This window comes from Streptomyces sp. NPDC053427 (assembly GCF_044544985.1).
GTDB lineage: Bacteria > Actinomycetota > Actinomycetes > Streptomycetales > Streptomycetaceae > Streptomyces.
On sequence record NZ_JBITYA010000001.1, the window covers coordinates 428,551 to 442,344 of the forward strand.

The following is a 13,794-nucleotide window of genomic DNA, read 5'->3' on the forward strand; positions in this document are numbered from 1 at the left end:
GCGCGGCTGGTCGACGGGGTGTCGATCGCGGCGGTCAACGGCCCGGAGTCGGTCGTCCTTGCAGGTGAGGAGGCCGAAGTGGTCCGCATCGCCGCCGAGCTGGCGGCCGAGGGCCGCAAGACGCAGCGGCTGTCGGTGAGCCACGCCTTCCACTCGCCATTGATGGAGCCGATGCTGGCGGACTTCGGCCGGGTGGCCGAGGGCCTGTCGTACGAGGCGCCGCAGATCCCGGTCGTCTCGAACGTGACCGGTGAACCGGCCGCCGAGGAGCTGCTGTGCTCGCCCGGCTACTGGGTCCGGCACGTCCGCGAGACCGTGCGGTTCGCCGACGGCGTGCGCGCTCTGGAGGCCGAAGGCGCCTCGGTCTTCCTGGAGTTGGGCCCGGACGGCGTGCTGACGGCGATGGCTCAGCACACCCTGGACGGTGCCGCGACCGCCGTTCCGGCCCTGCGCAAGGACCGGCCGGAGGAGACCTCGTTGGTCACCGCTCTCGCACACCTGCACGTCACGGGTGTGGCGGTGGACTGGGCCGCGTGGTTCGCCGGTACCGGCGCCCGCCGCGTCGACCTGCCCACCTACCCCTTCCAGCACCAGTGGTACTGGCCGGACGGCGCGCCCGCGGCGGATGCGCGGACCGGTGCGCCGGACCCGGCGGACGCCGAGTTCTGGGACGCGGTGGAGCGCGAGGACCTCTCGTCGCTCTCGGCCGACCTGGAGCTGGACGACGCCGCGCTGTCGGCGCTCGTCCCCGCCCTGTCCGCCTGGCGCCGCAAGCGCGTCGAGCGGTCAACCGTGGACGGCTGGCGCTATCACGTGACCTTCGAGCCGCTGACCGGCGCCGCGCCCGGCACCCTCGCCGGGCCGTGGCTGGCGCTCGTTCCGGCGGGCGGCGCCGACGACGAGTGGACCGAGGCCGTGCTCGCGGCACTCGGCGAGCCGGTCACCGTCGAAGCCGCCCCGACCGACCGCTGCGCGCTCGCCGGACGGCTGTCCGAACTCGCGGCCGAGGGCGTCGAGTTCACCGGAGTGGTCTCGCTCCTCGCCGCCCCGTACACCGACGCCCTCCCCTCCGGGCCGGCCTGGCCCGACGAGGCGTTGCGGGCACTGGCGGACGCCGGAATCGACGTCCCGCTGTGGTGCCTGACCCGCGGCGCGGTGTCGGTGGGCCGCTCGGAGACCGACGTCAGCCCCGCCCAGGCGGCGGTGTGGGGGCTCGGCAGGGTCGCCGCCCTGGACCACCCGGACCGCTGGGGTGGCCTGGTCGACGTACCGCAGGTACTCGACCGGCGCTCGGCCGAACGGCTTCGCGCCGTACTCTCCGGCACCGGCGACGAGGACCAGGTGGCGCTGCGGCCCTCCGGCGTCTTCGGGCGACGGCTGGTGCGCGCCACGGATGACGCCGCCGCGACTCCGTGGCAGCCGACCGGCACGGTCCTGGTCGTCGGCCCGGCGTCCGGCACCGGCGGACACTGCGTCCGCTGGCTCGCCGGACAGGGCGCCCAGCACCTCGTACTGGCCGACCCCACCGCACCGGACACGGCGCAGTTGCGCGCCGAACTCGACGCCCTCGGCGTGCCGTTGACGGTGCTCGATTGCGCACCGGCCGACGGCGAGGCGCTGCTGACCGCGCTCGCCGCGCTCCCGGCGCAGACGCCGCTGACCGCCGTGGTCCATACGGCCGGGCCGTCCGACGCCGACGCGTACGGGTCCGCCGCCGCCGAGGACCCCGGCGCCGCGCTGGCCGCGCTGGGCGCGGACGTGGAGAGCCTGGCGGCCGTGGCCGAGGCGGCGGTCGGCGACCGCCCGCTGGACGCGTTCGTCCTCTTCTCCTCGATCGCCGGGACCTGGGGCGCCGGCGGCCGGGGTACCGAGGCGGCGGCCGGAGCCCAACTCGACGCCCTGGCACGCACCATGCGCGCACGCGGACTGCCCGCCACGACCGTCGCGTGGGGCGGCTGGGCCGACACCGCCTCCGACAGCCTGGCCGCCCACCTGAGGGCCAACGGGCTGCCCGCGATGGACCCCGCGCGGGCCCTGACCGCGCTCGCCCGCTCCCTCGGCACCGACACCCCCTCGGTGACGGTCGCCGACGTGCGGTGGGACGGGTTCGCGCCCGCCTTCACCCGCAACCGGCGCAGCGCCCTGTTCGCGGAACTGCCCGAGGCCCGCGAGGCGCTCGCGGACCCGGGCGACGCCGAGCGGGGTGCGGTGGGCACCGCCGCAGGCCTGCGGGCCGAACTCGCCACCCGCCCGGACGCGGAACGCACCGAAGTCCTGCTGGCCCTGGTCCGCGACCGGGTGGCCGCGGTGCTCGGGTTCGCGGACGCCGACGCCGTACCTTCCGGCCAGGCGTTCAAGGACCTCGGCTTCGACTCGCTGACCGCGGTCGACCTGCGCAACCAGCTCGCCACCGCGACGGGTCTGGCCCTGCCCGCCACCCTCGTCTTCGACTACCCCACGGCCGCCGCGCTGGCCGACCACCTGACGGCCGAACTCCTCGGCGAGGACGGGGCGGAACGTCCCTCCGCGGCGTGGGCGAAGGACGCCGACACCGCCGAGGACCCGGTCGTCATCGTCGGTATGAGCTGCCGCTACCCGGGCGGGATCCGCTCGCCCGAGGACCTGTGGCAGCTGGTCACGGGCGAGACGGACGCCATCGGAGGCTTCCCCACGGACCGCGGCTGGGACCTGGACCGGCTGCTGCACGGCGACCGGGACGGCCACGGCCGGACCGTCACCGGCGAAGGCGGATTCCTCTACGACGTGGCCGACTTCGACCCCGGATTCTTCGGGATCTCACCGCGCGAGGCGATGGTGATGGACCCACAGCAGCGCATCCTCCTGGAAGCCACCTGGGAGGCCCTGGAGCGCACCGGCATCGACCCCGCACAGCTGCGCGGCGGCGACACCGGCGTGTTCATCGGCGGCGGATCGGGCGACTACCGGCCCGAAGCGGGCCAGCTGGGCCATGCGCAGACCGCGCAGTCGGCGAGCCTGCTCTCCGGCCGGGTGGCCTACCACTTCGGCCTGGAAGGCCCCACCGTCAGCGTCGACACGGCCTGCTCGTCGTCCCTGGTGGCACTCCACCTGGCCGCCCAGGCCCTGCGCGCGGGCGAGTGCTCCATCGCCCTGACCGGCGGTGTGACGGTGATGTCCAGTCCGGTGAACTTCGTCGAGTTCGGGGAGATGGGAGCCCTCGCGCCGGACGGCCGCTGCCGGCCCTTCGCGTCCGCCGCGGGCGGCACCGGCTGGTCCGAGGGCGTGGGCGTCCTCGTCCTGGAACGGCTCTCGGACGCCCGTCGCAACGGGCACGACGTCCTCGCGGTGCTGCGCGGCTCGGCCGTCAACCAGGACGGCGCCAGCAACGGCATCACCGCGCCCAACGGTCCCTCGCAGCGCCGGGTCATCCAGCGGGCGCTGGCCAACGCGGGCCTGGCACCGGCCGATGTGGACGCCGTGGAGGCGCACGGCACCGGCACCACCTTGGGTGACCCCATCGAGGCGCAGGCGCTGCTGGCCACGTACGGACAGGGCCGCGACCCCGAGCTGCCGCTGCTGCTCGGGTCGGTGAAGTCCAACATCGGCCACACCCAGGCCGCCGCGGGCGTCGCCGGCGTGATCAAGATGGTGCTGGCGATGCGCCACGGCGTGCTGCCGAGGTCTTTGCACATCGACGAGCCCTCGGCACACGTCGACTGGACCGCCGGCGCCGTGGAACTGCTCGCGGACGCGGCCGACTGGCCGCGCACGGGCCGCCCGCGCCGGGCCGGAATCTCGGCCTTCGGCGCCAGCGGCACCAACTCCCACGTGATCATCGAGCAGCCCGCGGAAACCGTGGCGGACGAGCCCGAGCGCCCCCAGGGAGCGGGCGGCCCGCTGCCGGTGCCCGTGTCGGGCGCCGTGCCGGAAGCGCTGCGGGCCCAGGCCCGGCAGCTGCACGCCTACGTGGCCGCCCGGCCCGACCTCACGGTCGCCGCGTTCGCGCGGTCCACGGCCACCACCCGGTCGGCCTTCACCCACCGGGCCGCCGTTCTCGCCGAAGGCCGCGAGGAGCTGCTCACGGGGCTGGCCGCGCTCGCCGACGGACTCGACACCCCCCAGGTCCTGCGAGGCGAGGCGACGGAGCGCCGCGGCAAGCTCGCGGTGCTGTTCTCCGGCCAGGGTGCGCAGCGCGTGGGCATGGGCCGGGAACTCCACGCCCGCTTCCCGGTGTTCGCCGAGGCCCTGGACGCGGTGACGGCACGCCTGGACGCGGAACTGGAACTCCCGCTGCGGGACGTCATGTTCGCGGACGCGGAGCGGCTGAACGAGACGGGCTTCACCCAGCCCGCGCTGTTCGCCCTCGAGGTGGCGCTGTTCCGCCTGGTCGAGTCCTGGGGCATCCGCCCGGACTTCGTCGCCGGGCACTCCGTCGGCGAGATCGCGGCCGCGCACGTGGCCGGTGTCTTCTCCCTGGACGACGCGTGCCGGCTGGTGGCCGCACGGGCGCGGCTGATGAACGCCCTGCCCACGGGCGGCGCCATGGTCGCCGTACAGGCCACCGAGGAGGAGATCCGGGCGCACCTGACCGACGGCGTGTCCCTCGCCGCGGTCAACGGACCGCGGTCGGTGGTCCTCTCCGGCGACGAGATTGCCGTCCTCGGCATCGCGGAGAAGTTCGCCGCCGACGGGCGCAGGACCAGGCGTCTGCGGGTGAGCCATGCATTCCACTCACTGCACATGGATGCCGTCCTGGAAGAGTTCCGACGAGTCGCCCAAGGTCTGGACTACCACGCCCCGGCGATCCCGCTGGTGTCCAACGTGACCGGCGAGGCGGCGACCGAGCAGCAGGTGTGCTCCCCGGACTACTGGGTGCGCCACGTCCGCGAGGCCGTCCGCTTCGGTGACGGCGTGCGCACCCTCGCCGAACGCGGCGTGTCCGTCTTCCTGGAGCTCGGCCCGGACGGCTCCCTCTGCGCCATGGCCCAGGACACCCTGGAGACCCTGCCCTCGCAGGCGGTCACCGTCCCGGCGCTGCGCCGGGACCGCGGTGAGCAGGAGTCCGTGGCCGGCGTTCTCGCCCGGCTGTACGTCGACGGCACCGTCCCGGACTGGGACGCCCTGCTCGACGGGGCCGCGACCGCGCCCCGCCGCGCCGATCTGCCCACCTACCCCTTCCAGCGCCAGCGGTACTGGCCGGCCGCCCGGCCGGCCGCCGACCCCGCCGCACCGGGCGGCGAGGACGACGGCTTCTGGACGGCGGTGCGCGAGGCCGACTTCACCTCGTTGGAGACGACGCTGAACGTCGACGGCGACGCACTGGCCAAGGTGCTTCCCGCGCTCGCGGACTGGCGCCGCCGACGCGACGAGGAGGGCACCGTCGACGGCTGGCGGCAGCAGATCACCTGGCAGCCGCTGACCCCGCAGCCCTCCCGCACCCCGGCCGGCACCTGGCTCGCCGTGCTCCCGGCCGGACACGCCGACGACCCCTGGGCCGTCGACACCGTCGCCGCGCTGGGCCCGGACACCGTACGCCTGACAGCGCCCGGCCCCGACCGCGCGGCACTGGCCGCACAACTGCGCCAACTGGTCGCCGACGGGCGCGAGTTCACCGGAGTGGTGTCCCTGCTCGCCCTCGCCGCCGTACCCGGACGCGGTGCGGATGCCCCCGAGGGACTGGCCCTGACCACCGCCCTGATCCAGGCGCTCGGCGACGCGGACCTCCCCGCACCCCTGTGGTGCGTCACCCGCGGTGCGGTCGCCGCCACGCCCGCCGAGCCCGTACCCGGGCTCGCCCAGGCCGCCGTATGGGGCCTGGGCCGGGTCGCCGCCCTGGAGTACCCGCAGCGCTGGGGCGGTCTGATCGATCTGCCCGACACCCTCGACGCGCGGTGCACGGCCCGCTTCGCCGAAACCCTCGCGGCCCCCGGTGGCGAGGACCAGATCGCCATCCGGCCCTCCGCCGCCCTCGGCCGCCGACTGGTACCCGTACCGGCCCGGAGCGGCACACCGGAGTGGGAGCCCACCGGCACCGTCCTGATCACCGGCGGCACCGGCGCCCTGGGCGCCCAGGTGGCGCGCCGGCTCGCCGAGGCGGGCGCCCGGCACCTGCTGCTCCTGAGCCGCCGGGGCGCCGACGCCCCCGGCGCGGACGGACTGCGGGCCGAACTCACCGCACTGGGCGCCGAGGTCACCCTCACCGCCTGCGATGCCGCCGACCGCGACGCGCTCGCCGCGGCCCTCGCCGCGATTCCCGACGAGGCACCCCTGACCGGCGTGATCCACACGGCGGGCGTCCTGGACGACGGCGTCCTCGACAGCCTCACCCCGGACCGCTACGAGGCCGTCTTCCGCGCCAAGGCCGCCTCGGCCCTGGCCCTGCACGACCTCACCCGGGACCTGGACCTGGCGGTGTTCGCCCTGTTCTCCTCGTCCTCCGGAGCGGTCGGCAACGCCGGCCAGGCCAACTACGCCGCCGCCAACGCCTACCTGGACGCCCTCGCCGAACAGCGCCGGGCCCAGGGCCTGGCCGCGACCTCGATCGCCTGGGGCGTGTGGGGCGGCAACGGAATGGCCGCGGACCAGCGGGCGGCCGACGCGGCCCGGCGCACCGGAATCCGGCCGCTGGACCCGGACCTCGCCGTCGTGGCGCTGCGCCGGGCCGTCTTGGACGGGCGGCCCACCGAGGTCGTCGCCGACATCGAACGCGACCGGTTCGTCCGCTCCTTCACCGCCGTACGGCCCAGCGCGCTCCTCGGCGCGCCGACAGTCGTCGAGCACCGGGCGGCGGAGGACACCGGCGAGGACGCCACCGGCGACGCGCTGCGCGAGAAGCTGGCCGGCCTGACGCCCGCCAAGCGCGCGCAGGCCGTACTGAGCCTGGTCCGCAGCCGGGCCGCGGCCGTACTGGGACACCCCACGGTCGACGCCGTAGGTGCCGACCGGGCGTTCCGCGACCTCGGCTTCGACTCCCTCAGCGCCGTCGAACTGCGCAACCAGCTCGGCGCCGCGACCGGACTGAGCCTGACCGCCACGCTCGTCTTCGACCACCCCAACTCCGCCGACCTGGCGGACCACCTGCTGAGCCTGCTCGTCCCCGACGAGGGACCGGGGGACGGGGCCGGCGACGGCGACCCGGACTCCTCCGGCATCCGGGCCCTGCTCGCCTCCGTCTCCATGAACCAACTGCGCGAGATCGGCGTACTCGAACCCCTGATGAAGCTCGCCGCCGAACAGGCCGCGGCATCCGACGGCGCGGCCGCCGGAACGACAGCAGACGCCTACGACGAGTCGATCGACGCGATGGACGTCACCGACTTGGTGCAGGCGGCACTCGACGGCAACTCCTCCCAAGAGCGTTGAAAGAGCTGAAAGAGCGGACCATGACCACATCCAGTGAAACCGTCGTCGCAGCCCTCCGCGCCTCGTTGAAGGAAGCCGAGCACCTGCGCCGACAGAACCACAAGCTCGTCGCCGCGGCCACCGAACCGATCGCGATCGTGGCGATGGCCTGCCGGTACCCCGGCGGCGTGCACTCACCCGAGGACCTGTGGGAACTCCTGGCCGCGGGCAAGGACGCGATCGGCCCGTTCCCCACGGACCGCGGCTGGGACCTGGACGCCCTGCGGGACGCCGGGGTCGACGAGCGCGGCAACGCCGTCAGTCAGGAAGGCGGCTTCCTCGACGGCGTGGGGGACTTCGACGCCGGGTTCTTCGGCATCTCCCCGCGTGAGGCCGTCACCATGGACCCGCAGCAGCGGCTGCTGCTGGAGACCTCCTGGGAGGCCATCGAGCGCGCCGGAATCGACCCGACGACTCTGCGTGGCAGCCGCACCGGCGTGTTCGTCGGTACCAACGGCCAGGACTACGCCTACCTGCTGGTGCGCTCGCTGGCCGACGCCACCGGCGACATCGGCACCGGCATCGCCGCCAGCGCCACGTCCGGCCGGCTGTCCTACACGCTGGGCCTGGAAGGCCCGGCGGTGACCGTCGACACGGCGTGCTCCTCCTCGCTCGTGGCCCTGCACACGGCGACCCACGCCCTTCGGGCCGGTGAGTGCTCGCTGGCCCTGGTCGGCGGGGTCAACGTCATGTCGTCCCCCGGTTCCCTGATGGAGTTCAGCCGGCAGGGCGGGCTGGCGGCGAACGGCCGGTGCAAGGCGTTCGCCGACGCGGCCGACGGCACCGGCTGGTCGGAAGGCGTCGGCATCCTCGTCGTCGAGCGCCTGAGCGACGCCCGCCGGAACGGGCACCCCGTGCTCGCGGTCGTCCGGGGCTCGGCCGTCAACCAGGACGGCGCCTCCAACGGCTTCACCGCGCCCAGCGGGCCGTCGCAACAGCGGGTGATCCGGCAGGCGCTGGCCGGCGCCGGGTTGTCGGCCTCGGACGTGGACGTGGTCGAGGCGCACGGCACGGGCACGCCGCTCGGCGACCCGATCGAGGCCCAGGCGCTGCTGGCCACCTACGGACAGGACCGCGACCCCGAGCGGCCGCTGCTCCTCGGCTCGGTGAAGTCCAACCTCGGTCATACGCAGGCGGCGGCCGGTGCGGCGGGGATCATCAAGATGGTCCTGGCGATGCGGCACGGCGTACTGCCGGGGACCCTGCACGTGGACGCGCCGTCGTCGCACGTGGACTGGTCCTCCGGTGCGGTGGAGCTGCTGACGGAGTCCCGGGAGTGGCCCGGTGCCGACCGCCCGTGGCGGGCGGGTGTGTCGTCGTTCGGGATCAGCGGTACCAACGCCCACGTCATCATCGAACAGGCGGAACCGACCGAAGTCCCGGAAACCGAATCGGGGTCGGCGCCCGCCGTCGTCCCGTGGCTGGTGTCGGGCAGGACCGAGGAGGCGCTGGCGGCGGGGATCGAGCGGATCTCCTCGCGCCGCGGTGCGGCATCACCGGTCGATGTGGCGTTCTCGCTCGCCTCGGGCCGCTCGGCCTTCGAGCACCGCGCGGTGCTGCTGGCCCGGTGCCCCGACGGCGAGCTGTCCGAGGCGGCCCGAGGTTGCGTCGAGGAGGACCGCCCGCTCGCGGTGTTGTTCTCGGGTCAGGGTGCGCAACGGGTGGGCATGGGCCGGGAGTTGTGCGGCCGGTTCCCGGTGTTTGCGGAGGCGTTGGACGAGGTGTTGGCGCACTTCGATGGTGAGCTGCGGGATCTGCGGGAGGTGATGTTCGCCGACGCGGAGCGGTTGGACGAGACCGGGTTCACGCAGCCGGCGCTGTTCGCGGTCGAGGTGGCGCTGTTCCGGTTGGTGGAGTCGTGGGGGATTCGTCCGGACTTCGTGGCAGGTCACTCCATCGGTGAGATCGCGGCGGCGCATGTGGCCGGGGTGTTGTCGCTGGCGGATGCGTGTGTGCTGGTGGCGGCGCGGGCGCGACTGATGCAGGCCCTGCCGGCCGGTGGCGCGATGGTGGCCGTCCAGGCGGCGGAGAGCGAGGTGGCGGCGCGGCTGGTCGACGGGGTGTCGCTGGCGGCGGTCAACGGCCCGGAGTCGGTCGTCCTTGCCGGTGAGGAGGCCGAAGTGGTCCGCATCGCCGCGGAGTTGGCGGCCGAGGGCCGCAAGACGCAGCGTCTGTCGGTGAGCCATGCCTTCCACTCGGCGTTGATGGAGCCGATGCTGGCGGACTTCCGGCGGGTGGCCGAGGGGCTGTCGTACGAGGCGCCGCGCATTCCGCTCGTCTCGAACGTGACGGGCGGACTGGCCTCCGAGGGCCTCGTCCGCTCGGCGGACTACTGGGTGCGACATGTGCGGGAGACGGTGCGGTTCGCGGACGGTGTGCGGGCGCTGGAGGCCGAAGACGTCGGCGTCTTCCTGGAGTTGGGGCCGGACGGTGTGCTGACGGCGATGACGCAGCACAGTGCCGACGAGGCCGCGGTGTGCGTCAGCGCTCTCCGCAAGGACCGGCCGGAGGAGACCGCGCTGCTGACCGCGCTGGCGCGGCTGCACGTCACGGGTGTGGCGGTGGACTGGGCCGCATGGTTCGCCGGTACCGGCGCCCGCCGCGCCGACCTGCCCACCTACCCCTTCCAGCACGAGCGGTACTGGCCCCGGCCCGCCGCGTCGTCCGGCGATGTGGCCGGTGCGGGTCTGCTGTCCGCGGAGCACCCGCTGCTGGGTGCGACGCTCACCGTCGCGGACTCCGGCGAGGTGGTGCTGACAGGCAGGTTGTCGCTCCAGACGCATCCGTGGCTGATCGACCACGTCATGGGCGGCAGCGTCCTCTTCCCGGGGACCGGTTTCCTGGAACTGGCGATGCGCGCCGCCGACCAGGTCGACTGCGACCGCGTCGAGGACCTCGTCCTGATGACGCCGCTGGTGCTCCAGGAGGACCGTGCCGCGCAGGTCCAGGTGCTGGTCGGGGCTGCCGACGAGACGGGCGCCCGCGCCGTCTCGGTGTATGCGCGCCCGGACGGCGACCCCGGTCAGCCGTGGGCTCAGCACGCGGGTGGCACGCTGACCGGCGGGGAGCGGATCGCCGACTTCGGCTCCCAGGTCTGGCCGCCGCAGGACGCGGTGGGCGTCGACCTGGAGGGCTTTTACGAGGGGACCGGCTACGGACCCGCGTTCCAGGGGCTGCGCGCGGTCTGGCAGGGCGAGGACGAGATCTTTGTCGAGGTCGCGCTGCCGGACCAGGTCGCCGGGGAGGCCGGGGCCTTCGGGCTCCATCCGGCGCTGCTGGACGCGGTGCTGCAGTCCCACCGGATGGCTGGGGTCGGCGGTGCGGACGACCAGTTTCTGCCGTTCGCCTGGAAGGGCGTCTCGCTGCATGCCGCGGGCGCGTCGGTCCTGCGGGTCCGGGTGGTGAAGACCGGTGACGACTCGGTGTCCCTCGCCGCCGTCGACGTCGAAGGCGCACCCGTGCTGTCCGCCGAGGCGATGGTGATGCGGGCCTACCGGGACCCCGGTACGGGCCGGTCGGCGACCCGGCGCGGTGCGGGGTACGACGGGCTGCTGTCGGTGGACTGGGTGGCGGCGCCCGAGGTGCAGCCCGCCGCAGTCCGGTGTGTGTCCCTGGGTGCGGATGAGCTGGGTGTGGGCGCGTCGGTCGCCTCCCTGGCGGATCTCGCGGGGGACGAGGATTTTGTGGTGGTCCCCGTGTCCGGTGCGGGCGACGAGGTGCCCGCCGGTGCGCACGAGCTCTCCGCACGGGTTCTCGGGGTGCTTCAGGACTGGGCGGACCGGGAGGAATCCGCCACCTCGCGTCTGGTGTTCGTCACCCGCGGCGCCGTCTCGGCGGATGCGGGGGAGTCCGTACGGGACATGGCCGCTGCCGCGGTGTGGGGATTGGTGCGCTCGGCGCAGTCGGAGCACCCCGGGCGGATCGCGCTGGTGGACCTGGAGGACGGGGCCGAGGACGGGGATCTCGCCGCGGTGCTCGCCGACCTACCGGGTCAACTGGCCACCGGAGACAGTCAGTTCGTGGTGCGAGACGGCGCGCTGCGCGTGGCACGACTGGCCCAACTCGGCAGCGAGGCCGGGCTGTTGCCTCCTGCCGGTGTGCCGTGGCGGCTGGACAGCGCGGCCAAGGGCAGCCTGGACGGTCTGGTGCTCGCGCCCTGCCCGGAGATCCTGGAGCCCCTTACGGAGGGCCAGGTCCGCATCCAGGTCGAGGCCGCCGGCGTGAACTTCCGCGACGTGCTGAATGCCTTGGGGATGTATCCGGGGGAGGCCGGGCTGCTGGGCGCGGAGGCCGCCGGTGTGGTCACCGAGACCGGTCCCGGGGTGAGCGGACTGCGCCCGGGAGATCGCGTGATGGGCATGGTCTTCGGCGGCTACGGCCCGGTGGCGGTAACGGATCAGCGGCTGTTGACCCGCATCCCGCAGGACTGGACAGCCGTTCGGGCGGCTTCGGTGCCGCTGGTCTTCCTGACCGCGCTGTATGCGTTGAAGGATCTGGCGGGTCTGGAGCCGGGCCAGTCGATTCTGGTCCATGCCGGGGCCGGTGGTGTGGGTATGGCCGCGATCCAGCTGGCGAGGCATCTGGGGGCGGAGGTGTTCGCCACGGCCAGTGAGGGCAAGTGGGACACCTTGCGGGAGCTGGGCGTTCCCGATGACCACATTGCTTCGTCCCGTACGACCGACTTCGAGGAGCGCTTCCGGGCGGTCACCGGGGGCCGGGGCGTGGATGTGGTGCTCAATGCCCTGGCGGGTGAGTTCGTTGATGCCTCCCTGCGGCTGACCGCCCCCGGCGGCCGCTTCCTGGAGATGGGCAAGACCGACATCCGTGACCCCGAGTCGGTGGGGTCGGTCGGCTACCGCGCCTTCGACCTCGCCGAGGCGGGCCCGGACCGGGTCCAGGGGATGCTCGGTGAGCTGCTGGAGCTGTTCGCCGGGGGTGCGCTGCGTGCGCTGCCGGTGGCGAGTTGGGATGTCCGGCGGGCGCCGGAGGCGTTCCGTCACATGAGCCGTGCGCAGCACATCGGGAAGATCGTGCTGACCCTGCCGCGCCGGTGGGATGCGGACGGCACCGTGCTGATCACCGGCGGCACCGGGGGACTGGCCCGAGACCTGGCCCGGCACCTGGTGACCGAGCGCGGCATGCGGCATCTGCTGCTGGTCAGCCGCAGTGGCCCGGACGCGCAGGGTGCCGCCGAACTGCGGGAAGAGCTGGCCGTTCACGGCGCCGAGGTGACCGTGCGGGCCGGTGATGTGGCCGATCGGGAGGCGGTCGCCGCGCTCGTGGCCTCCGTACCGGTCGAGCACCCGCTGACCGCCGTGATCCACACGGCCGGTGTTCTCGACGACGGTGTGGTGTCCTCGCTGACGCCCGAGCGGCTGTCGGCCGTACTGCGCCCGAAGGCGGACGCGGCCTGGCACCTCCACGAGGCCACCAAGGACCTCGACCTGGCCGCGTTCGTGCTGTATTCCTCCATCTCGGGCGTACTGGGCACTCCGGGTCAGGGCAACTACGCCGCGGGCAACGTCTTCCTCGACGCGCTCGCCCGGCACCGTACGGCACAGGGCCTGCCCGCCCAGTCCCTGGCATGGGGCGCCTGGGCCCCGAGCGGCGGGATGACCGCCGCCCTGTCGGACGCGGACCTGAAGCGGATCGCCGCCTACGGGGCCACGCCGCTGACCACCGAGCAGGGGCTGGCGCTGTTCGACGCCGCCACCGTGACCGACACGGCGCACCTCGTCCCGATCGGGCCGGTCGCCACGGGCACCCCGGACCGCGGCTCGGTGCCGCCGCTGCTGCGCGGCCTGGTCAGGGGCGCCCGCCGCACGGCCGCCGGCGCCACCGGCGGCGCCGAAGCCGCGGCGACGTTCGGCCACCGACTGCGGGAGGCACGGCCGGAGGAGCGTACGCGCCTGGCGACCGACCTCGTACGGACCGAGGCCGCCGCCGTGCTCGGGCACGCCTCCGCCGACGCGATCGCCGCCCGGCGGGAGTTCAACGACCTGGGCTTCGACTCGCTGACCGCCGTCGAACTCCGCAACCGGCTCGCCACCGCCACCGGCCTGCGGCTGACCGCCACCCTCGTCTTCGACTACCCCACCCCCACCGCACTCGCCGAACACCTCGTCGCGGAGCTCGTGGACGAGGCCGCCACCGGACCGGCCCTCCTGGCGGAGCTCGAACGGCTCGACTCCGTGCTCGCCACGAGCGAGCCCGACGCCCGCACCAGGGCCGCGGTCGCCACCCGTCTGGCGCAGATCCTGGACGGCTGGCGAGGCGCCCGAGCGGAGCAGGACGGTGCAGAGGTCGCCGAGCGGATCGGAGCCGCCAGTACCGACGAGGTCTTCGCCTTCATCGACAACGAGCTCGGCCGTCACAGCGATCGCTGAGTCCGGCTCCCCTTATTCACGCGGAAGG

At 74.1% G+C, this 13,794-nt stretch carries 2 protein-coding genes (1 of these 2 only partly in view); both read left to right on the top strand.

Translation table 11 applies throughout. The features are described from left to right. A protein-coding gene (locus tag ACIGWZ_RS01635) for a type I polyketide synthase (protein ID WP_400059674.1) crosses the window boundary here: on the top strand, nt 1-7,341 show its final stretch. Its footprint begins 21,219 nt before the window's first position; only the last 7,341 of its 28,560 coding nucleotides appear in the window; its start codon lies beyond the left edge, outside the window; its stop codon occupies nt 7,339-7,341. Nucleotides 7,342-7,406: 65 nt separating this feature from the next. Continuing rightward, on the top strand, nt 7,407-13,766 hold the full coding sequence (locus ACIGWZ_RS01640; protein WP_400060767.1) for a type I polyketide synthase: 6,360 nt from the start codon (nt 7,407-7,409) through the stop codon (nt 13,764-13,766). Nucleotides 13,767-13,794 lie beyond the last annotated feature (28 nt).